Below are 22,923 nucleotides of genomic sequence, written 5' to 3'. Positions count from 1 at the left end.
AAAAGCCACGGCTTGTATCGGAGGAAGCAGAAAAAATCGGACCCTTTTCGGGCTGGGATTTAAACCGTTATTGGCTTCCAAAACGGAGAAGCGTGTTTCCATACGACGGCTGTTCCATCAATTGCTAAACAAAGCCGAAAACCGCAGGTTTCAGATTATAAACCCTGCCACTAACGAAGAGGCCGTTGGATGATATTTGTTTCTTGTTTTTTTTGAAAAACTAACACCTTGTCGATGTACCTAGTATTTGATACCGAAACCACCGGATTACCCCGAAATTACAATGCCCCCATGTCCGACCTGGACAACTGGCCCCGTTTGGTACAATTGGCCTGGCAACTTCATGATGAGCGAGGCAAGCTACTTTCCCAGCACAATTTCATTGTCAAACCAGAGGGCTTTACCATCCCGTACAACGCCGAGAAGATTCACGGAATTTCTACGGAAAGGGCGCAAAAGGAAGGGCATGACCTCAAGCAGGTTTTACAAGAATTTGAAGACGACCTGAACAATTGCCGCTACCTGGTAGGGCACAACATAGGCTTTGATATCAATGTGGTTGGGGCTGAATTGCTACGTACCCAGCGCCAGGCTACCGCTTTGGAGAAAGAAAACCTGGACACCAAAGATCTTGGTACGGATTTTTGTGCCTTACCTGGAGGCAAGGGCGGCAAGTACAAATGGCCCACATTGCTGGAATTACATACCAAACTATTCGGAAATGGTTTTGGAGATGCCCATGATGCTGCCTATGACGTAGATGCTACGGCAAAATGTTTTTTTGGCTTGATAAAAGAAGGCGTACTGCCTCCGGCTGAAGGGGTAGCACTACCCGAGGTACGGTACGAAGCACCCGATCTGGAAGAAGCAAATTTTGCGGCAGCCAAAGACGCCAGTAAAGCTGCCGCCAAGGACGTACTAAAGGCCGCCGATGGGGCAGATATCTCGAATCTGGAAGCGGTTCCATTCAGTCATTTGCATGTGCATACCCAGTTTTCCATTTTACAGGCTACCTCTGAGATTCCGGTTGCGGTAAAACGGGCACGGGAACTCGGCATGCCCGCGCTGGCCATGACCGATCACGGAAACATGATGGGTGCGTTCCATTTTGTCCGGGAAGCGTTTAACCAGGGAATCAAGCCCATCATCGGCTGCGAATTTAACCTTTGCCGAGACCGAAAAAACAAGTCCAATAAGGACGATGGCTTTCAGACCGTCTTGCTGGCAAAGAACAAGAAAGGCTACCACAACCTGGCTAAGTTAGCTTCCTATGCAAATATTGAGGGGTTTTATTACGTTCCCCGTATTGATCGGGAGCTGCTCGTGCAATACAAAGGAGACATCATCGCCAGCACCGGTGGCCTCTGGGGAGAAATACCGTACCTGATTCTGAACGTGGGGGAAACGCAGGCCGAAGAAGCGTTTGTCTGGTGGTTGGAACAGTTTGGAGAAGATTTTTACATCGAACTAAACCGACACGGCATTCCTGAAGAAGAAAAAGTAAACGAAGTCTTGCTGCAGTGGGCGGCAAAATACCAGGTTACCTATTTCGCGGCAAATAATTCCTACTACAACACGAAGACAGACGCAAAGGCGCACGACATCCTGCTATGCGTAAAGGACGGGGAACTGGTCGCAAAACCAAAAAAATACATTGGGAAAAGGGGCCGGGAATTCCGATACGGGTTTCCCAATGAAGAATTTTACCTCAAGAGCCCGGAAGAAATGAAGAAACTCTTCGCAGACCTTCCCGAAGCCATTGCCTGTACCAATGAGATCGTCGAGAAAATCGAACCTTTCAAACTGGCACGTGAAGTCCTGCTTCCAAAATTCGATATTCCGGAAGAATTCATCGATCCCCAGGACGAAGTCGATGGTGGAAACCGGGGCGAAAATGCTTTTCTGCGGCACCTTACCTACGAAGGAGCCAAAAAACGCTATCCTACCCTTACCGAAGAAATAAAGGAACGCCTGGATTTTGAGTTGGAAACCATCGAACGAACCGGATACCCGGGATATTTTCTGATTGTACAGGATTTTACGCGAGCGGCCAGAGAGATGGGCGTATCGGTAGGCCCGGGCAGGGGATCGGCCGCAGGATCGGCCGTGGCTTATTGCGTGGGAATTACCAATGTAGACCCCATTGCGTACGATCTCCTGTTTGAGAGATTCCTGAATCCTGACCGGGTTTCGCTTCCTGATATCGATATTGACTTTGACGACGAAGGGCGGCAGCGGGTCATCGACTACGTGATACAAAAATACGGTGCCAATCAGGTAGCTCAAATCATCACCTACGGAACCATGGCCGCTAAATCTGCGATTCGGGATACTGCCCGCGTCCTGGACCTTCCGCTCTCGGAAGCCGACCGACTGGCCAAATTGGTACCCGATATCAAGCTGAAAAATCTTTTTGAGTTGGCCAATGACCGCCCAAGGCTTTCGGCAAAGTTGAAAAACAACAACGAAAACCTGGACAAAGCCCTGGAATTGATTCGGATCTCAAAAGGAAACGACGACAACGCCAAAACCGTAAATCAGGCGATGGTGCTGGAAGGTTCCGTGCGAAACACCGGAATTCATGCTTGCGGCGTGATTATCACCCCGGATGACATCACCAATTTTGTCCCGGTGGCCCTGGCAAAGGACTCCGACATGGTTTGTACCCAATTTGACAACTCCGTGGTAGAGAGTGCAGGTCTATTGAAAATGGACTTTTTGGGATTAAAAACCCTCACACTGATCAAAGATGCGGTACGAATCATCCAGGAACGACACGGAATCCAGCTGGACCCCGAAAACTTTCCGATCGATGACGAAAAAACCTACGAACTATTTCAGCGTGGCGAGACCGTGGGCATCTTCCAGTACGAATCTGCTGGCATGCAAAAATACATGCGCGAGCTTAAACCCACCGTTTTTGCCGACCTGATCGCCATGAATGCCTTGTACCGACCCGGACCCCTGGAATACATCCCGAGTTTTATCAAGCGAAAACATGGAGCAGAACCCATCACCTATGATCTGGAAGACATGGAGGAATACCTGGAAGAAACCTACGGTATTACCGTCTATCAGGAGCAGGTCATGCTTCTTTCCCAAAAGCTCGCCGGATTTACGAAAGGTGAAGCCGACGTACTCCGGAAAGCAATGGGCAAAAAACAAAAGGATGTCCTGGATAAGATGAAGCCCAAATTCATCGATCAGGCAGCTGCCAAGGGACATGATTCTAAAAAGCTGGAAAAAATATGGAAAGACTGGGAAGCCTTTGCCTCCTACGCATTTAACAAATCCCACTCTACCTGCTACGCCTGGATCGCCTACCAAACCGCCTACCTCAAAGCGCATTATCCCGCCGAATACATGGCTTCAGTGCTCAGTAATAACATGAATGACATCACGCAGGTGACGTTTTTTATGGAAGAGTGCAAGCGAATGGGCATACAGGTTTTGGGACCCGACGTCAACGAATCCAAAAGCGACTTCACGGTAAACATGGAAGGGCAAGTGCGCTTTGGCATGGCAGCCATCAAGGGCGCAGGAAATGCCGCTGTAAATGCCATCATCGAAGAGCGGGAAGCGGCCGGCACCTACAGCAACATCTTCGATTTTACGAAACGGGTAAACCTCCGGGCCGTCAATAAAAAAACCATGGAAGTGCTGGCCATGGCGGGAGGCTTCGACTGCTTCTCCGAATTTCACCGCAGGCAATATCTGGAGGCACCCGAGGGCGAAGCCAGTCTCCTGGAGAAAGCGGTGAAATATGCACAAAAGGTCACTCAGGAAGAAGAAAGCTCACAGGTGTCCCTATTTGGTGGGAGTAACGGTACCGACATACCGCTTCCTTCCGTCCCAAATCTGGAGCCATTCAGTCAGCTGCAGCAGCTGAACATTGAAAAAGAGGTGGTAGGTCTGTACATCTCAGGCCATCCATTGGACCAGTTTAAGGTAGAAATCGAAGCCTTTACGAACACGGGCCTGCCTGAATTAGCCGATCTCTCCCAGCTAAAGTCCAAAGGAGAAATCAAGCTCGCCGGGGCCGTTACTTCTTTTGCCCACCGCACTACGAAAAATGGCAAGCCTTTTGGTACGCTTAGCCTGGAAGATTACCAAGGCGGACATACCTTCTTTCTCTTTGGCGAAGATTATGTCAAGTTTAAGCAGTATTTTATGACGGGATGGTTCTTGTATATTTCCGGCTCTGTCCACCCCAATAAATACAAACCCGGGGAATTTGAATTTAAAGTCAACCAAATCGTATTACTCAATGAAATCCGGGGCAGAATGATCAAGGGAGTTCGTGTACACATTGACCTGGATGACCTCAGTTTGGACCTGATGGAAAAACTGGAAGCAATCACCCAAAAATACCAGGGTGAGGCCAAACTCTACATCAACATCATCGACAATAAAGAAAACATCACCTTAGACCTGATGTCCTCCAAATACCGAATCGACCCCTCCAACGAATTAATCCAGGCGTTGGAGCAGTTGCCCGAGGTAGCTTATAAGATCATTTAGCCTCCCTTGCCCTAAAATTTGAACACAAGCGGGAACTAATCACCGGGGAATCGGATTAAGATATATATTTCAAAAAATAACTATAGGAAAATGGCAAAAGCAATTGAAATTACAGATACCAACTTTGAGGAAATCGTTAATTCGGATCAGCCGGTTTTGGTAGATTTTTGGGCCGAATGGTGTGGACCTTGTAAAATGATTGGGCCAATTGTGGAAGAACTCGCCGGTGACTACGACGGCAAAGCTACGATCGGAAAAGTAGACGTGGACACAAACCCAGACATTTCCCGGAAATTTGGAATACGAAGCATCCCTACCTTGCTGATATTCAAAGGCGGACAGGTAGTCGATAAAGTAATTGGAGCTGTACCAAAATCCGTGCTCTCAGAAAAATTAGAAGCGCAGATTTAAGAAATATACAAACAATCAAAAAAGAGGGGCTTGCATAAAAGCTCCTCTTTTTTGTTGAAACCTATCCCTTTTTTTCGCGGTTCTATGCTGAAAGTAAATTTTGCTCAAGCTGAGCAATGTCCAAATCTGCATAAAACGGCAGACGCAGCAATCGGTCCTGATACTTTTCTGCGTGTACCAGCGCTGCACCCGTATGGCGGTTACTGACGTAGCGGCTGCGATGAAGGCAACGATAGTGAGAAACCGATTGAATTCCCTTGGAATGCAAATACCGAATCAAGGCTTCGCGTTTTGCCCGACTCCCCTCAACCAGGTAAAAGGAGTGGTAATTTTGCTGTGAAAATGGAGGCACAGAGGGGAATTCCCCATCAAAAACAGGTAAGATTCGGCGCAAATTTGCCTGGTACCAATACCAGATTTCCTGCCGTTTTTTTTGAATTTGCTCCAACTTTTGTAGCTGAGCCCAAAGCCAGGCTGCATTGATTTCCGAAGGCCCAAAGGCAGAACCCAGGCTTACCCATTCGTAATGGGTAGAGAGTCCTCGTTCAAAGTCCGAGCGGTTGGTTCCACGGTTCCACACCGTATCCGCTTTCGCTAGCAAATCCGGATCATTGACCACCAGCATGCCTCCTTCTCCACAAGCGATATTCTTTGTTTCGTGAAAGGAAAATGTAGCAAGGGTACCGAAGCTGCCCAAGGGCAGCCTTTTTCCATCACCATTCAGGTAAAACCCGTTCAATGCTGCAGCTGCATCCTCTATCAGGTAAATTCCGTGGCGCTTACAAAGCGCGACAATGGGATCCATGTGACAGGCAATTCCAGCATAATGTACAATTACAAGTGCCTTGGTTCGACTGGTAATCAACTTTTCAATACCTACCTCGTCGATTCCCGGATAATCGAGCCGGCTATCCGCAAAAACCAACCTGCATCCACGAAGAGCGAACGCATTGGCCGTACTTACGTAGGCAAAGCTTGGAACAATTACCTCGTCGGCAGGACCAAGATCCAAAAGTAAGGCGGCCATTTCAAGCGCCTGGGTACAGGAATGGGTCAGGTAAACCTTGTTGAACCCAAACGTTGATTCAAAAAATTGCTGACATTTTTTCGTATAGCTACCGTTCGCAGAAAGTTTTCCCTGGGCAATCGCTTCTTGTATATGGACCCATTCGCTTCCGGTAACATGGGGTTGATTGAATGGGATGGCCTGCATATCAATGAACTTCTGCGGAAGAATCCAGCTCATTGCCGGCGGCTTTTTCCCGGTTTGGGTATTTGTAATAGTTCAATTGAGATACCCCACCGGAAACGATAAACTTCATGATTTCCGTACTGTTTACATTCTTTAATCGGGTAACGTTCATTTTAGGAACCAGAAAAAGGTTGCCACTGAAATTGTAGGAATGAGGAAAGTAAACCGCTACCAACTCTTCCTGACCGAGAACAGAAAGATCATCCTGTGTCATAAAACCCAAACGGGACATGTTATCCGACAATTTGACGATGATTGGCGTATTGAACTTTTTTTTATCGCCAACAAAAGCAGACATCAAATCTTTGATACTGGTGTACAGTATATTTACCAGTGGAATTTTAAACACAATCTTCTCTAATTCCTCAAAAATGGATTTCGTGATGAAAATACTCGTCAGGTAGCCCACCAGGGTAACGAATACCAACATCACCAAAATACCAAGCCCGGGAATATTTACCGGAATGATGTTATCCAGAAACTGAACAGTAAGAACGATGATGTACCCTGTTAAAAAAAAGGGAACGACAAAGAGCAATCCCCGAAGGAAATAGCCAAAAATACGTTTTGAAGTGAAGTCTGCCATGGCTGCTGTTACTGGTTGAAGCTGTAAAAGGACGTATAAAAAAACCCTGCTCGCTATAAAAGTGAACAGGGTCCTGCAATGTAAATCAAATTAAACAAATAATAAACCGAGAAATTACAAATCAATTCCCATAAAGGACATAAATGCAATTCCCATGAGCCCTGTAAGCAGCATGGTAATGCCCAGCCCTTTCAAACCATTTGGAACATTGGAATACTTAAGTTTTTCCCGAATTGCTGCCAGGGCAACAATTGCCAGAAAGAAACCCGTTCCCGATCCAAACCCGTAAACCGTCGCCTCAGCCAATGTGTAGTCGCGCTGCGCCATAAAAAGCGAACCTCCCAGAATGGCACAGTTTACCGCAATCAGCGGAAGGAATATCCCCAATGCTCCGTACAACGCGGGCGCAAATTTTTCAACGACCATTTCCACCAATTGTACCATCGCCGCGATGATCGCGATGAACATGATAAACCGAAGAAAGGTAAGGTCGATGGACGCAAAAGATGCGCCCAGGAAGGCCAATGCTCCCTCTTTTAGAATAAATTCGTTCAAAAGCCAGTTGAGGGGTACGGTAATAGTCAAAACGAAAATAACCGCTGCGCCAAGTCCGAGGGCCGTACTTACTTTTTTAGAAACTGCCAAAAACGAACACATTCCCAGGAAGTAGGCGAAAACCATGTTGTCGATAAAAATCGACCGTATTGCTAAGTTAAATAATTCCATTCGTTCAAACGTTTAATGTTCCACATACCCGGTCTTGGAACGCTGCACCCAAATGAGCAGACCAAGAATAATAAAAGCCCCTACCGGACTCACCATTAGCCCGTTCGTGGCCAATTGAAAATCAGGACCAAATAAACTGGAAATCCCGTCAAAGATTGGAATTCCAAATAGGGAGCCTGATCCCCAAAGTTCCCGGAAAAAGGCAACCGTAAGGATGATCCAGGAATATCCAAGTGCACTTCCGAATCCATCAAGGATGGAGTCGTAAGGCTTATTCCCCAGCGCATAGGCCTCCAATCTGCCCATCACGATACAATTGGTAATGATCAGCCCGACAAATACAGACAGTTCTTTGTACATGTCGTAGGCAAATGCCTTCAACACTTCGTTTACGAGTGTCACCAAAGAAGCCACAACCGCCAACTGCACGATGATCCGAACCCGGGTAGGGATTTTATTTCGTAGCAGGGAGATCGATAGGTTTGACATGACCATTACAAAGATAACCGACAAGGCCATGACCAACGTGGGTTGCATCTGTGTGGTAACGGCAAGTGCTGAACAAATGCCCAATACCTGAATAGTAATCGGGTTATCGTCCACCAATGGGTCCGTGATTAGCTTTTTCCGTCTTTTCGAAAGAAGCGCTTCTGATTCTTTTACCGCTGCTTCTTTTTCAGCTACTTCTGTACTCATAGTATTTTCCGATTGAAATGTTTCAAATTAATTCAATGCCATGCTGGGAGCACCGTCTTTTTTCTTCTCCATGTACGCCCTGTAGTGTTCCAGGTAGCTTTTCAACATTTTATTCACTCCCTCGGCGGTGATAGTAGCTCCGGAGAGCCCATCTACTTTGTGGGGATCGCCGGAATAATCTTTTCCTTCCCCTTTTTGCATGACTACCGAAACCAACTCTCCGTCTTCGCTGTAAATCGATTTTTCCTTGTAGCGCTGCTGTACATCGCTTGATGTTATCCTCGCTCCAAGCCCTGGCGTTTCTCCCGCGTGGGAAAAGGTGATTCCCTCAATGGTCGCCATATCTGTCTGTAGGGCCAGGTAGCCCCATATATTGTCCCAAAGCCCGTTGCCATACACCGGAAAAATATACGAAATAGCAGCATCCGCGTCGCCTTCCTCGTGAAATACAAATACGGGATACAGGCGATCTTCCGGAGCTTTTTTGTAATTTTTACCCACATCTACGGTCTCTGCCGTGACCTGTACTCCATCTTGTTCCTCCACTTCTTCTCCTTCGATATTGACCACCCTGGAAGAAATCCGACTTTCGTAGAACGCGTTGATTTCCTCGGGTTTCATCCCGGAAATCTCGTCGGCGGACATCACGGCTCCCAAGATTTGCTTTTTGGTATCCAACTCTTCCGCTTTTTTCTGAATCGGCTTTAGCACCTCAGAGGTACCTGAGAGCAATAGACCCAAGACCACCGTAAGGATGATCGAGAATGTGATAATGTACGCATTAGACTGTTGCACGTTGTAACCTCCTTTTCTTATTAGCTTTTACTACATAATGATCTATCAATGGGGCAAATACATTCATAAACAGTACTGCCAACATGATTCCTTCGGGGTAAGCCGGGTTGGTCACGCGGATGATGATGGTCAATACACCAATCAATAAACCGTAGATCCACTTCCCGGATTCCGTTTGGGCCGCCGATACGGGATCGGTCGCCATAAAAACAATCCCAAAAGCAATACCTCCCATTACCAGATGGTAGTGGGCAGGCATGGCCATAAATTCGTTCACGGCCATTAGTTGCATCACCGCTGCCATGATGTACGCACCTCCAAATGCACTCAACATGATTTTCCAACTCGCAACGCCGGTAAACAGCAAAATGGCAGCTCCCAAAAGGACCATCAAGGTGGACGTCTCGCCGATGGATCCCGGAATAAACCCAAGGAACATGTTTGCAAAACCAAACATATCATCCATCACAGCCGCGTTATGGCTGGCCAGGTTAGAAACGGCATTCACTCCTTCTTGTCCGGACTGGTACGCCACAGCCAGTGCTGTGGCACCGGAGAAACCATCTACAGGCGTCTTTTCTCCCAGATAGGTCCAAACCTGATCGCCGGATATTTGCGCCGGATAGGCGAAGTACAGAAAAGCCCTCGCCGTCATGGCCACGTTAAGAATGTTCATCCCCGTACCCCCGAATACCTCTTTGGCAATCACTACGGCAAACACGGTAGCGAGGGCTACCTGCCACAAGGGCGTGGTTGCTGGTACCACCAGTGGGATCAACATCCCCGTCACCAAAAAGCCTTCGTTAATGGGGTGTTTTCGCACAACGGCAAAACCCGCCTCTACCAAACCGCCCGCTGCGTAAGCAACAATTACGATGGGCAATACCAGGGTTAATCCCAGGATAAATTTATCCCCAAAACTAGCCGCCTCACCGACTGCCAGGTAATGCATGTGGCCGGTATTGTAAATTCCAAACAACAAGCAAGGGATCATTGCAATCACCACGGTAATCATCATGCGCTTCAAATCGATGGCATCCTTTACCTGCGCGCCTCTTGCTGGCGTTGTATGCTTGGGCGAAAACAAGAATGTTTCACCGGCTTCATACAAGTAATAGAGGTTTTCTAATTTCCCTCCCTTTTGAAACAGGGGCTTCTGTTGGTCCAACAGATCACGTAAAAACTTCATATTGGTTAACTGTATTGAATGAGTTCTATACCTTTTCTAACGATTTCCTGAACCGGGTGTTTGGAGACATCCACAAATTCACACAAAGCCAGGTCTTCTTCAATTACTTCATAGATGCCGAGTTCTTCCATTTCGTCAAAATCCTCGGCCATAATGGCCTTGAGTAAGTAAACCGGATATATATCCATGGGCGTCACACTCTCAAATACGCCGGTTTGTACAAATGCCCGCTCCTCACCCCTGGCATTGGAATCCAGCGCATATTCTTTCTTTGGAAATAGAAAGGACAATAGCCCAAGCGCCTTGTGGTAGCTTAGCTTTTCGGCCGTTGGCTTCATCCAGCCGAGAAACTCGTAATAGTCGCCCTCAGGAATGACCGTAAGCTGATGTTGGTAAAAACCGAGGTAACCGTCGCGGTTGATTTTTTCTCCGGTAAGCACATTCCCGGAAATCACCCGAACGTGATCCGATTTGGTATTGCCCTCGACATAGGCATCCACGCAACTTCCAATATACGTCTGTGCATAAGCAGGAGATTTGATTTCGGAGCCGGTTATAGCGATCAACTTGGATGCGTCGTAGATTCCGTTGGTAAACAGCTTACCGATTTGCACCACCCCGTATGGGTTGATGGTCCACACAATTTCTCCTTTGTTGATTGGCGCAATGTGGTGGATTTGTACGCCTACATTCCCGGCAGGGTGTGGGCCGGAAAACTGATGCATTTCCACACCTTGTATGGTCGCCAATTCGGAAGACTTGTTTTCACCGGACAGTCCAAGGTAAATTTTTCCGCTGGTCAACTTTTTCAAAACAGAAACACCTGTCTGGAAGTAGCTGGATTGCCCTTTGAGCAGGTAATCGTAATCTGGGGCCAATGGATGTGTGTCAAAACCCGAAATAAACACCGCCTTGGGTTCGTCTTCCGGATTGGCCACTACGCCATAGGGACGTTGAATAAGTTGTGGCCATACGCCAGTAGCTGTCAGGTGATCGATTACCTTTTCTCTGCTGGCAGCGGAAATATCCGCTTCGGTGTAGGTGTCGAATTTCTCAAAATTGATCTCACTGTCCGCTAGGATTTTTATCTCCAACAACTTCCTTTTCTCTCCCCGCTTGATTTCGACAATCTCTCCGGATACAGGTGCCACATACTGCACTTTTTCCATTTTCTTATCAAATAAAATGGGAGAACCTGCCTTTACCGTATCACCTTCTTTAACAATGACCTTGGGTCGTTGCATTCCGATGAAATCTGTAGGCTTGATGGCAAAGGTTTTGACAGGTTGAAATTCACCGATCTTTTTTTCGGCTTTACCAACCAGGCGTATATCAAACCCTTTTTTAAGCTTGATTTGTTTTGACATATTTGATTTTTGAAACTATATGGTCCTGTGAAAAACGTCTCAAATCTACTAAATTACATTAGTTATACGAAGCTAATTCGGCGATTATTTATCAAATTTTGAAGGATTAGCCCCTTTGATCGCATTCTTTTAAATTCCTGCTTCTACCGAACGAGTGTCCAGAGAAAGTAGATGATCGCGTACCTGCTCCATCAACCACATGGGGGTAGAGGTAGCTCCACAAATCCCTATCTTGTCATCCGCACGTATCCAATCCGATACGATCTCCTCTTCATTTTCTACAAAATAACTCCGTGGGTTTACGCCTTTGCACACTTGATACAGGGCTTTCCCATTCGAACTCTTTTTCCCGGAAACAAAGATTATCACGTCGTTTTCTTCAGAAAATTTCTGCAATTGAGGCTCCCGGTTGGAGACCTGTCTGCATATGGAGTCGTTTGCATTAAAATCTACCTCGTCCATTTTTCCCTTTGCTTCCTCAATGCGCTTCTGAATTTTTTCCTTCAGGGCATAAAAACCACGGGTGCTCTTCGTCGTCTGACTAAACAAGGTAACCGGCTTGGAGAAATCAATTTGATTCAGGTCTTCGTCATCCATAACCACGATGGCTTTTTCCAGGGTTTGTCCCGTTAGTCCAATTACCTCGGCATGCCCCTTTTTGCCATAAATGACAATTTGCCCCTGCTGTTTCTCCATCTTATCAAAAGCTGTCTTTACCCGATGCTGTAGTTTGAGCACTACCGGGCAAGAAGCATCGATGAGTTCGATGTTATTTTCTATGGCCATGCGGTAGGTTTCCGGTGGTTCTCCGTGCGCCCGAATCAGTACCTTGCAATCGTGCAGGCAACGTAAATCCTCGCGATCGATCACCACAAGTCCCTTATTGCTCAAGCGCTTCACCTCCATGTCATTGTGAACAATATCACCCAAACAATACAATTTTTGGTCTTCAACCATCTCGTCCTCGGCCATTTTAATGGCATATTCCACGCCAAAACAATACCCTGAGTTTTTATCTATTGTTACGTCCATAACCTTAATTCATTCGCTCCTTTGCCAATTGTAGAATTCTGGACACCTGCTCGTCAAACTGCAGGTAACTGGTATCCAACTCCACAGCGTCTGCTGCCTTTTTTAGCGGACTGAGCTTCCTACCGCTATCCAACGCATCCCTGGATTCCAGGTTATCTTTCACTTTTTCCAAACTAATTTGTTGGCCTTTGTCCGCCAACTCACGCTGCCGACGCAGTGCCCGGATTTCTGTGTTGGCTTTCATAAATACCTTCAACTCCGCATGTGGAAATACCACCGTACCAATATCCCTGCCATCCATTACGATCCCTTTTTCCTTTCCCAGTTCCCGCTGCTTTTTCACAAGTGCCGACCGAACTTCAGGTAGTTTGCTGATTTCACTTACCCGCGCCGATACCTCCATTCCCCGGATCTCCTCCTCTACATTAACTCCATTTAAGTAAACTTGTTGGGAACCGTCGGATGGATCCATGCGAAAGGAAATCTCCATGGTATTCAGACCAACGACCACTTCCTCGGCAATTGCGGTATTGATGCCATTTTTTAAAAAATACAGCGTTACTGCGCGATACATGGAACCCGAATCCAAGTAGGTGTAACCCAATTTTTTGGCTACTGCCTTTGCTGTGGTACTCTTTCCGCAACCGGAATAACCATCAATGGCAATGATAATTTTTTTCATTAACGAAAAATGAATGGTACCTGCTTTCCTTTTCAAGCGCAAATATAGTATATTTATGACTATTCTGGGTAACGGGCCTTATTTGTATTGGTTTTTTATTACAATAAGGTAACCCAACCAACATTACTTGACTTAAGTATTCGTAACTTTTAAACGGGGAATGGAAGCAGCTTTTAGTGTCAGGGGACAGTTTGTTGATATTGAAAAAAGAAAAATTTTTCCAGCAAAAATTGAGGTCAAACAGGGAAACATCCAATCCGTAGAGCCGATTCCTACTGCGCCTATGCGGTACTTGCTCCCGGGTTTTGTAGACGCACACGTGCATATCGAGTCTTCCCTGTTGATTCCTTCCAGTTTTGCCCGGCTTGCAGTCGTGCATGGAACCGTAGCTACCGTATCCGACCCGCATGAAATTGCGAATGTATGTGGGTTAACAGGAATCGATTTCATGATAGCCGATGGGAATGCGTCGGGTTTTAAATTTTTCTTCGGAGCCCCCTCCTGCGTACCTGCCACGTCCTTCGAAACGGCCGGTGCCAGGATTACAGAGGACGAGATCGCCCAGCTGTTTGCCGATGGCAGCGTCCACTACCTGGCAGAAATGATGAATTGGCCCGGCGTACTGGCAAACGATCCGGAGGTCATCAGGAAAATCGAACTTGCAAAAAAGTACGCCATGCCCGTGGACGGGCATGCACCGGGGCTTCGTGGAACGGATGCAGCTCGGTACGCTGCAGCAGGGATAACTACCGACCACGAATGCGTCAATATGGAAGAAGGGCGAGATCGCATCCGTAACGGAATGAAGGTAGCCATACGCGAAGGCAGCGCTGCAAGAAATTTTGATGCACTCATAGACCTTTTAGACGAGGCACCCGATCAGATCCTTTTTTGCTCCGATGACAAACACCCCGACAGCTTGCTGGATGGGCATATCAATCAACTGGCTGCCCGGGCAATTTCCCGCGGGAAAAACCTTTTTGATGTGCTCCGCGCAGCTTGCCTCAATCCGGTAACCCACTATGGTTTGCCGGTGGGTCTGCTCCGCACAGGTGACCCTGCAGACTTTATCCTGGTAGAAGATCTCCGTGAATTCCGGGTTCTCGAAACCTATATCGATGGAAAATTGGTGGCAAAAGCAGGGCAATCGATGCTGGCACACCGGGGTTGCATACCCGTCAATAACTTTGCTGCGGAGAGACTGACCGAGGACGCTTTTGCTTTGACTCATGAAGGAGGACCCGGACGAGTCATTCAGGCGTTGGACCGACAATTAATCACCCGTGAACGGCTGCTGTCCCTGCCATCCAAAGAGGGAAAAGTAATCTCCAGTACGGAAGTTGACTGCTTAAAACTTGCCGTTATCAACCGGTATGAACGAAACGCGCCCCCCCAGGTCGCACTGATCAACGGGTTTGGATTCCTTCGAGGGGCCATTGCTTCCTCCGTCGCACACGACTCCCACAACATCCTGGTGGTCGGCGTGACGGATGAGGACATGGCCAGAGCAGTCAATCTCGTGATTGCCAACCACGGTGGCCTATCGGCGGTGGAGGGCAAACAGGAGCGGGTACTACCGCTGCAGGTAGCCGGACTCATGAGTTCCGACGATGCATTTGACGTGGCCCAACGCTACACCGAACTGGATAAAATGGCGAAAGGCATGGGTTCACCGCTCCAATCACCCTTCATGACGTTGAGCTTTATGGCATTGCTGGTAATTCCCTCCCTCAAATTGAGTGACAAAGGCCTTTTTAATGGAGATACCTTTCAATTTACCCGGGTGTTTGGTACGAATCTGACCGATAAACCTAAAAAAAACGAAGTATCGTGAGTTTTTGGAACAAAATAAAGACCCGGGCTACCCATTTTTTTATCTGGGAAAATAGCCAAGTCATGGAAAAAAAGATCTTCAACTCCACGCTGGTCATCGCCTTCAGTTTCATGGTTGCGATGCTGATCTACAACGCCATTTTCGGCACCCTGGTATTGATTGGATTAGTCCTTTTTGTGATCATAGGTCTTGGTATTTGCTACTATTTACTTCGGAAGCGAAATCAGTTCAAACAAGCCTATTACCTATTCGGAGCCTTTACCTACCCCGTTTTAGCAATCAATTTTTTCAATAACGATGGTATCGATGGGCCTACCTTCTACATATTTTTGCTTTTTCACCTTATCATTTTAAGTATTTCCCCGATACGCGGATACCTTAGCTGGAGTTTGATCAATGGCGCCTCCTTTTTGCTCTTGTACTACATCGGCGTCTTTCACGAAGACCTAATCCCCCAAATATACCCAAACAAAGGGGTAGTATTTCTGGACCATGCCATTACCTACCTGGCCTGCCTGACCGGTATTGGATTCATGGTAGCCACGTTAAAGGAGTTTTACAGGTCCGAGAAAAACAAGGTTAAGGAAAAAACCAACGAGCTAACGCGAATGAACCGAAGCCTGGCAAAGACCAGTTCCCAGAAAGATAAAATCATTACCATCATTTCCCACGATCTAAAAAATCCACTCCAATCCATCATGCAAACCCTGGAGCTCATTAATAAGGGGGACTTACCCCCAGAAGAAATGAAATTTATACACGAGGAGTTGCTAAAAATCACAACGAGAACCTACAATATGATGGAAAACATCCTGGATTGGTCCTCCTTCGAGCTGAAAAACAAATTCACCCGGGTGAAAGAAATTCGTTTGCAGGAACTCTTTGAAGACACCCTTGAAATCCTAAAGGTGATTGCCAAGCAAAAATCCATTTCCCTGCTTATCCAATTCAAGAAAAACCCCCTGGTGCGGATCGAAACGGATCGCTTGCTATTGATTCTTCGAAACCTGATTCAGAATGCCATAAAATTTACCCCCACGGGAGGACAAGTTTCACTGGAAATTGACAGCCGTAAAGAATGGGTGAGCATTTCCATTCGGGACAATGGCATCGGTATATCTCAGGACCGGCTTACCAAGATTTTTGAGCAGGACATCAAATCCACCTATGGAACCGAGAATGAAAAAGGAACGGGTATGGGATTACATCTGTGCTTCCAAAATGCCGAAAAACTGGGAGGAAACATCGATGTAGTAAGTGAAGAAGGTTCTGGTTCAAGTTTTACCTTAACCTTTCCCGATGGCCTAAGCATATAAATCATTACCGCTTCTTCCCAGGATTTTTGGCTAAGGGGGATCTTGTTTCCCGCTATTGATTCGCCAAGCTCTGGCCAACATTGGTAGTTGGGCATAGCTTTTGACACCCGCTTTTATCCCCTGTGACTTTAGGTACAAGTCGTTGGATTTTCGACTAAGCTCCCGAAAATACGGGAGGATTTCCAGGTTATGCTGCTGTATCTCTCGGATATCCGTTCGGATTTCCGTTGCCATTGTGGCAATAAACTGCTCGTAGGCATTCCGATCCATTCGGAACAAATCATTCAACTGATAGCGAAATAATTTCAGCTCACCAGCATACTGCAGGAATGTGTCTGAACTTTGGGAACAAACAAGCCAGGCAACAAAATTGGCCTCACCCTCGTCGGTGACCCCAAAACCATGGGCCAGTTCGTGGGCGAGCGTAAATACTTTTTCGATGGGGTGAAGCGAGGGATCCAGGTACCCCTCCCCTGTAAAGGGGAAGTAGATGCCAAAAATTCCCATCCTACGCATAAAACCGGCGGGATACAAGGGCTTGACAGTGGGATGACCCGGCATGGGGTAGTTCAACGCCATAAGAACCGACTTCATTTCCATTTTCAGCCGATTTTCCCAGGTTCGGAAATTTTCGGAATACGCCAGCGGCATACTGTCCGCTGCAATTTCCGACCGAAGACTACGCAAACCGGATTCGGTCAATTTCATTTCTTCCAGCGTCAAGACAAGGCTCAACGGCTCCGGAGTCAACGACAGCTGGCTATAGAGGGGAATGCGGTAATAGTTAAATCCCCAAAGAAAAAAAAACGAGAATACGATCCATCCAAAGACATTGACGACACCCCGGAAAGCCAGCCAAATGCTGCCTGGGATGCACTTTTTTTTGATCAATGCCTGCCGAACAACCAAAAAAAGTAGCCCGACAAGCCCTAACAAAAATACATACACCGTCGGAAACGGAAGCTGTAGCAGCGTACGATCCAGGAAGCCGCGAATAATAGGAAAAAGGCCGCTGGCATACCAAGTTTCGGCAAGCTCGGGTGAACTGCCCAATAGCCACCGAATCAGGATTGCCAACAGCCCCGCCATTCCCCCAATCCATTTTTTTAGGACCATGTACCGAAATAAGGGGATTTAAATTCCCTCTGCCTCCACTGATTTGACTTCGGGAAGCATGCCTTTCAATAGGTTTTCTATGCCTGCTTTCAAGGTAACCGTACTGGACGGACAGCCAGAACAAGCTCCCTGTAGCAGGACTTTCACGACCCCTTCCTGAAAACTGTGAAACACAATCGCTCCTCCATCCTGCTCCACTGCGGGACGGATGTATTCGTCCAATATGCCTTTGATTTTTTTAACGGTTTCGCTATCGTTTTCATCAAAGAGGGGATCGGCTTCAAACTGCGTGTTTACAGCCGGCTTGCCGGTTTCCAGGTAGCTCTTGATTTGATCTCGGATATGGTCTTGAATGCTCTCCCAGGTAACGTCAGTTTTTTTGGTTACGGTCACGAAGTTTGCCGCAATAAATACCCGCTCCACCGCAGCGAAATTGAACAATGCCTTGGCCAGCGGGGAGTTTTCTGCGTGCTGCTCATCCGGGAAATCAAAACTTACGCCATCGTCCGCGAGCATGAAGTTAACCACAAATTTTAAAGAATTGGGGTTTGGGTTTGCCTCCAGGTACAGGTGAACGGGCTTTTTTTGTGCTTCTAGCATTGCAAATAATGGTTTATCTTTTAAAATCCTCAATTCGTTTCTGTAAAACGCCGGGAAGGTTCCGATGGTTCGAAATAAGGAAAATTCCTTTTTCCCAGTCGTTCTAGGAAACGGTAAGGGGGTTTGATTTTCGAATCAACCCATCCGGCAGTTCACCCTCTGTGGATGCCACCACGGTACAAACCATGGCATCACCCGTCACGTTTACAATCGTTCGAAACATATCAAGTATTCGGTCAGGTGCTAAAATCAGGGCAATCCCAGCCGCCGGAACGCCAATTGACTCCAATACGATGATCAGCATGATAATCCCTGCGCCCGGTACACCGGCTGTTCCGATGGATGCGAGGGTTGCGGTCATTACGATCAGCAATTGCTGGGTGAAACTCAGGTCCATCCCGAGTGCCTGCGCAATAAAAACGGCAGCAACACCCTGATACAGACTCGTACCATCCATATTGATGGTGGCTCCGAGGGGCAGGACAAAACTGCTTACTTCCTCGGAAACACCGATTTCTTCTTCCACTTGTTTCATGGTAACCGGAAGGGTGGCAGAACTGGAACTCGTCGTAAATGCCAACAGCTGAGCGGGCCGGATAGCCTTAAAAAAATCCAGGTAGGCCACCTTGGTAAACGATTTTAGGATCAACGGGTACACGACCAAAATCATGAAAAACAGGCCTCCCAATACTACCAGGCTATACTTCAGCAAGGCCAACAGCAACTCCAGCGCGGAGTCGGGATTATCCCCGGTAATTTCCACGATCAGGGAAGCCATCAGCGCAAATACGCCGTAAGGTGCCAGAATCATTATAAACCCAACGATCCGAATAATCACATCGTTCAAGCCATCAAAGAAGGCAATAACTGGTTCTGCCTTGCTTTTGGGAATCTGAATAAGTGCAATTCCGACTATTATGGCAAAAAACACCACCTGCAACATGCTGGCATTGTCGGTAGCTGCTTGAAAGACATTTTCCGGGACCATATCTACCAGAGGCTGAAGGGGGCTTTGTTGCTTTAGCTCTTCTGCCTGTAAGGATCTACTTCCGGCAGCATCGGTATACAGACTCATCAGGTTGTCCCTTGTTTCGATAGGAAGGCTTTTCCCCGGATTAAAGATATTTACGATTAACAAGCCAATGGATACCGAAAGTGCCGTGGTAAAAATATAGGTCAGAATGGTCTTCCCGCCGATCCTGCTGAGTTTGGTAATATCCCCTAGATTGGAAACCCCCACGATTAAGGAAGCAAGCACCAGAGGAACTGCGATCATCTTTAGCCCATTGATAAAGATCGTACCGACGGGCTTGATGTAATTCATGGTAAAATCAGGAGCGATTCCTAATTTTACAATTCCCAAACCGACGATAAGTCCCAGGACCAAACCGATAATGATCTGGGTGTGAAGCGGTATTTTTTTTTTCATGTATGGTTAGTGGTTGGATGGTTAAATTTTACTTGAGCGATTTAATAGCAGGTAGTCGGCTAGAACTAGTGCACACATCGCTTCCACAATCGGTACGGCTCGCGGCACCACACACGGGTCGTGGCGACCTTTTCCGGATACGATTGCCGAATCTCCCTGGGTATCGACGCTTTCCTGATCCTGCATGATGGTGGCTACGGGCTTGAAAGCCACGCGAAAATAAATGTCTTCGCCGTTGGATATTCCTCCCTGTATTCCTCCGGAATGATTGGTCCGTGTTTTTATCGTATCTCCGTCCCGGTAAAAAGCGTCGTTGTGCTCGGAGCCCTTCATCCGAACCCCTTCAAACCCACTCCCGTATTCAAAACCTTTGACCGCATTGATACTGAGCATGGCGTGACCCAGGGCAGCATGCAACCGGTCAAAAACCGGCTCTCCAAGACCCGTCGGCACTCCCTGGGCCACACAACTGACCACACCACCGATGGTATCCCGGTTTTTCCGGGTTTCATCTATCAAGGCAATCATCTGCTCGGCAGCATCGGCATCCGGACAACGAACGATATTCGTTTCTGTTTGGCTGAAATCCAGGTCTTGGTACGGCTTTTCGAGCTGAACATGTCCTGCCTGACTCACGTAGGCATGGATGCTGACCCCGTATTGGCCCAGCAATAATTTTGCAATGGCCCCCGCGGCTACCCTTGCCGCCGTTTCACGGGCACTACTTCTACCACCGCCCCGGTAATCCCGTACACCGAATTTCTCATGGTACGTGAAATCCGCATGCGACGGCCTGAATTTGTCCGCAATATGGGAGTAGTCTTTGCTCTTCTGATCGGTATTGTAGATGACGATGGCAATCGGAGTACCGGTACTTTTCCCTTCAAAAACTCCCGAGAGAATTTCGAAAGCATCTTCTTCCTTTCGCTGCGTGGTGATTTTGGATTGACCGGGCTTTCTTCGCTGAAGCTCCTTGCCAATAAACCCTTCGTCGATGGCCACTCCGGCTGGACAGCCGTCGATGACCACTCCCAGCCCTTTTCCGTGAGACTCACCAAACGTGGTGATTGTAAAAACATTACCAAACGAGTTACGCATGAATTATTTCTTCTTAAGCATTAAAAACCCAAGGAAACCAACTGCCAAAATCAGCAGTCCGTTTATGAGTGCGGAAAAATAATATTTATATCCCTGGTTTAAAAGTTTATTGTCTTCTACTTCAATCAAGTCGTACAAACCACCCAACCGGGAGGAGGAGATGGCTTGGTTGATTTTGCTTTCGCCAGCTACGCGTACCAGCGCCTGAGGCCTAAGCGTATCGTAGGCAGCCCGTTCGGGATCAAAATAAATCCACTCAAAATGATCGCTCAGCTCCAGGTCTTGCTGCTCGTTGATTGTCATAAAATAGCTAAACTCCTTCATTCCCGTAACCTTGCCCCTACCCCTGTTAATCTGTACCTGTTCGTTGGGATCAAAGGTATTGAGCTTTTGACTTCGTTTGACCCTCGGTGGACGAATGGAACTGATATTACCCTCACCCGTGATCGTAAACTCGTAGGTAAAGCCTTCCCCGGTACGGGCCTCTTTTTCCTCAAAGCTCTCCCTCAGGCGATAGATGCCTACACTTACCTCGTTTTTCAATGGGTGCGCGGGCAACGGCATTACCCGAATGGACCTGGGTTGCGAATAAAAGGTCTTGAAATCCTGAAGTCGGTTACTCCCAAAAAAACTTGGGTTTTTAGCAATTCGGTATTTGATCATCTCCCAGCCTACCGACGGAAAATCGACAGAACCTTCGTTAAACGGGAAAAAACTTGCTTCGTATACCTTGTATTTCGTCCATCTCTTTCCGCCAAATTCTACCCTTTCCGGCTGAATGCTGGTGATGTTGAAGTTTTCTTCCCAGGCGTTTCCCGGTTTGATCTCGTTGATGATACGCTCCAGTTGTTTGCCCGGCTCGTGGAAATTAAACGGCGCCTGGTTACTCTCGGACATGTAAAAGGCCAAACTTACATTGAATCCTTCCCCAACATACACCTCTTCCTTGTCTACGGACAGGGAAAAAAATGCGTCGTCCTCAACCTCAACGTATTCGGGTTCGTTCGAATTTCCCCTTCCAAATAGGTCATCAAAAGGATCGAGCGCACGGTTATTTCTACTGCTGGCCCGGGCATCCACCACTGTGATCGACTTACCGGGAGAGGAAATGCTCTCACCGTTGACCGACAATGTGAACGCCGGCAAGGTAAACTGTCCCTTCCTCAATGGCTTGTAGTACTGAATGACGCTATTGGTACTACTCATTTGGCCATTGACGATATTCATTGATGAGCTTTGCGACACGCCCTGCTTTTGAAAGCCAGTAATTTCTGGCAGTTGATCGTAGGAGCGTATCTTTTCGCCAGAAACGGTCACCTTGATGGTAAACGTTTCATTTAAGGCCACTTCGCTTTCACCCAATTCGATTTTGATATCCTGAGCCCAGGCCTGTAAAGAAAAAAGGATTAAAAGAAATACGAAAAGAAACCGGAAATTCGTTGAAGACATAGAAGACGCTTGTGGTACCTTACTTTATAACTACAAATAAACAAGGATATTTTATACGTAACAAATCAAATTTAAAACCGTATAAACTATTTAAATCAATCTTTTTAACAAACCTAACTTAAACTAACATGAGCCATGATGGAATATGTTAAAACCATTTTATTAAAGGTAAGTTTTGACAAAAAACTCTTCGAGAAAGAGTTACGAAAGGGACTGAATCTTCTGGTTCCCGCAGAGCTGGAAGAATTCAGGAAATGGTGTTACCGGACATTTTCCAAGATATACGAGCCGATTTTGAACAAATATTTTATCAAATTGGCCGGTTAGTCCTAGCTTAAATCGCCCCACCTGCACTGGGGCTTTTTTTATAGACAATGCGGACATTTTATTTTTTTCTCAATCCATTTTTCTTCCAGTTTGTACCAAATTTTGCCTACTTTTAAATTCGTAACCAGGAATCGCCATGGAAAAGAAACGTTCAGGATTTGACGAAATTGAAAAAATGCTTCAGGAAATCGGAAGCAAAATCGATTTGCTCATAGAAAAGGGAACCAAGGCTACCGGTGAGGTCAGCGAGGAAATCGAGAAAAAAATCACCGAATTGCACCGTAAAAAAGAAAAACTCGAAAAGGAGCTACACGAAAAAAAATCCACGTTTGAAGAAAAATACCGTGGGAAGAAAGGAAATGCCCAGCCTTTTCTGGACGAATCTCTCGACCATTTCAAACAAAGCGTCCGGTCACTGATCAATGCCATCAACGAGTTTTTAAAGTAACTACCATTCAGCCAGAGTAATCGCAGCAGGGATTGGCAAAAATACCTCC

General features: G+C 46.9%; 20 protein-coding genes. 6 read left to right on the top strand and 14 right to left on the bottom strand.

The genetic code is table 11. The annotated features are described in order from the left end of the window. The first annotated feature begins 234 nt into the window (after positions 1 to 234). Both dnaE and trxA read left to right on the top strand, forming a co-directional pair. On the top strand, positions 235 to 4,521 hold the full coding sequence (gene dnaE, locus BMW71_RS09945; protein WP_092173082.1) for a DNA polymerase III subunit alpha: 4,287 nt from the start codon (positions 235 to 237) through the stop codon (positions 4,519 to 4,521). Positions 4,522 to 4,587: 66 nt separating this feature from the next. Further along, positions 4,588 to 4,932: a thioredoxin gene (gene trxA / locus BMW71_RS09940; RefSeq protein WP_262485670.1), complete on the top strand. Its 345-nt coding sequence runs from the start codon at positions 4,588 to 4,590 to the stop codon at positions 4,930 to 4,932. A gap of 82 nt (positions 4,933 to 5,014) precedes the next feature. Here the strand turns inward: trxA and rffA are convergent, their stop codons facing one another. The 9 genes from rffA to cmk form a co-directional block, all read right to left on the bottom strand. Further along, positions 5,015 to 6,178, bottom strand: coding sequence for a dTDP-4-amino-4,6-dideoxygalactose transaminase (gene rffA / locus BMW71_RS09935; protein ID WP_244891141.1), 1,164 nt, complete (start codon positions 6,176 to 6,178; stop codon positions 5,015 to 5,017). Next, positions 6,147 to 6,770, bottom strand: a complete 624-nt coding sequence (locus tag BMW71_RS09930; protein WP_092173073.1) for a DUF502 domain-containing protein — start codon at positions 6,768 to 6,770, stop codon at positions 6,147 to 6,149. Before BMW71_RS09930 ends, rffA begins: the two co-directional genes overlap by 32 nt. 114 nt (positions 6,771 to 6,884) lie before the next feature. After that, positions 6,885 to 7,496: an NADH:ubiquinone reductase (Na(+)-transporting) subunit E gene (gene nqrE / locus BMW71_RS09925; RefSeq protein ID WP_092173071.1), complete on the bottom strand. Its 612-nt coding sequence runs from the start codon at positions 7,494 to 7,496 to the stop codon at positions 6,885 to 6,887. Positions 7,497 to 7,508: 12 nt separating this feature from the next. Beyond that, positions 7,509 to 8,192, bottom strand: coding sequence for an NADH:ubiquinone reductase (Na(+)-transporting) subunit D (locus BMW71_RS09920; RefSeq protein ID WP_092173068.1), 684 nt, complete (start codon positions 8,190 to 8,192; stop codon positions 7,509 to 7,511). A 27-nt stretch (positions 8,193 to 8,219) separates the two neighbouring features. After that, positions 8,220 to 8,987, bottom strand: coding sequence for an NADH:ubiquinone reductase (Na(+)-transporting) subunit C (gene nqrC / locus BMW71_RS09915; protein WP_092173065.1), 768 nt, complete (start codon positions 8,985 to 8,987; stop codon positions 8,220 to 8,222). Further along, a complete protein-coding gene (locus BMW71_RS09910; protein WP_092173062.1) occupies positions 8,974 to 10,176 on the bottom strand; it encodes an NADH:ubiquinone reductase (Na(+)-transporting) subunit B in 1,203 nt (400 codons plus the stop codon). Before BMW71_RS09910 ends, nqrC begins: the two co-directional genes overlap by 14 nt. A 5-nt stretch (positions 10,177 to 10,181) precedes the next feature. Next, the gene (locus BMW71_RS09905; protein ID WP_092173059.1) at positions 10,182 to 11,543 is read right to left on the bottom strand and encodes a Na(+)-translocating NADH-quinone reductase subunit A; all 1,362 of its coding nucleotides are present in this window, start codon (positions 11,541 to 11,543) and stop codon (positions 10,182 to 10,184) included. Between the two features lie 129 nt (positions 11,544 to 11,672). Beyond that, positions 11,673 to 12,575 carry a 4-hydroxy-3-methylbut-2-enyl diphosphate reductase gene (locus tag BMW71_RS09900; RefSeq protein WP_092173056.1) on the bottom strand — a complete coding sequence of 301 codons (903 nt, stop codon included), beginning with the start codon at positions 12,573 to 12,575 and terminating at the stop codon, positions 11,673 to 11,675. 4 nt (positions 12,576 to 12,579) lie between these two features. Next, entirely contained in the window at positions 12,580 to 13,257 is a 678-nt protein-coding gene (gene cmk / locus BMW71_RS09895) for a (d)CMP kinase (RefSeq protein ID WP_092173053.1), read from the bottom strand. A gap of 160 nt (positions 13,258 to 13,417) precedes the next feature. On the opposite strand from cmk, the gene ade reads away from it, so the two are divergent. Further along, the gene (gene ade / locus BMW71_RS09890; RefSeq protein ID WP_092173050.1) at positions 13,418 to 15,091 is read left to right on the top strand and encodes an adenine deaminase; all 1,674 of its coding nucleotides are present in this window, start codon (positions 13,418 to 13,420) and stop codon (positions 15,089 to 15,091) included. 62 nt (positions 15,092 to 15,153) lie between these two features. Beyond that, positions 15,154 to 16,407: a sensor histidine kinase gene (locus tag BMW71_RS09885; protein WP_092174779.1), complete on the top strand. Its 1,254-nt coding sequence runs from the start codon at positions 15,154 to 15,156 to the stop codon at positions 16,405 to 16,407. A 30-nt stretch (positions 16,408 to 16,437) separates the two neighbouring features. On the opposite strand, the gene BMW71_RS09880 is transcribed toward BMW71_RS09885, so the two are convergent. From BMW71_RS09880 to BMW71_RS09860, 5 genes are all read right to left on the bottom strand, one after another. Further along, complete coding sequence (locus tag BMW71_RS09880) at positions 16,438 to 17,523, bottom strand: DUF3810 domain-containing protein (protein WP_092173047.1); 1,086 nt, start codon at positions 17,521 to 17,523, stop codon at positions 16,438 to 16,440. 18 nt (positions 17,524 to 17,541) lie between these two features. After that, complete coding sequence (locus BMW71_RS09875; protein WP_092173044.1) at positions 17,542 to 18,123, bottom strand: NifU family protein; 582 nt, start codon at positions 18,121 to 18,123, stop codon at positions 17,542 to 17,544. A gap of 103 nt (positions 18,124 to 18,226) precedes the next feature. Beyond that, a complete protein-coding gene (locus BMW71_RS09870) occupies positions 18,227 to 19,552 on the bottom strand; it encodes a dicarboxylate/amino acid:cation symporter (protein WP_092173041.1) in 1,326 nt (441 codons plus the stop codon). A 21-nt stretch (positions 19,553 to 19,573) separates the two neighbouring features. Further along, positions 19,574 to 20,650 (bottom strand): chorismate synthase, encoded by a 1,077-nt coding sequence (gene aroC / locus BMW71_RS09865; protein ID WP_092173038.1) that lies wholly within the window; start codon positions 20,648 to 20,650, stop codon positions 19,574 to 19,576. 3 nt (positions 20,651 to 20,653) lie between these two features. After that, entirely contained in the window at positions 20,654 to 22,099 is a 1,446-nt protein-coding gene (locus BMW71_RS09860) for a BatD family protein (RefSeq protein ID WP_092173035.1), read from the bottom strand. Positions 22,100 to 22,234: 135 nt separating this feature from the next. On the opposite strand from BMW71_RS09860, the gene BMW71_RS09855 reads away from it, so the two are divergent. Together BMW71_RS09855 and BMW71_RS09850 are read left to right on the top strand one after the other, a co-directional pair. Beyond that, positions 22,235 to 22,426: a hypothetical protein gene (locus tag BMW71_RS09855; protein WP_092173032.1), complete on the top strand. Its 192-nt coding sequence runs from the start codon at positions 22,235 to 22,237 to the stop codon at positions 22,424 to 22,426. Positions 22,427 to 22,562: 136 nt separating this feature from the next. Continuing rightward, positions 22,563 to 22,874 carry a hypothetical protein gene (locus BMW71_RS09850; RefSeq protein WP_092173029.1) on the top strand — a complete coding sequence of 104 codons (312 nt, stop codon included), beginning with the start codon at positions 22,563 to 22,565 and terminating at the stop codon, positions 22,872 to 22,874. Positions 22,875 to 22,923: the final 49 nt, after the last annotated feature.

The organism is Cyclobacterium xiamenense (genome assembly GCF_900109255.1).
GTDB classification, from domain to species: Bacteria; Bacteroidota; Bacteroidia; order Cytophagales; family Cyclobacteriaceae; genus Cyclobacterium; species Cyclobacterium xiamenense.
Note: the sequence above shows the minus strand (reverse complement) of the source record. Positions and strands in the feature narration are given on the sequence as shown.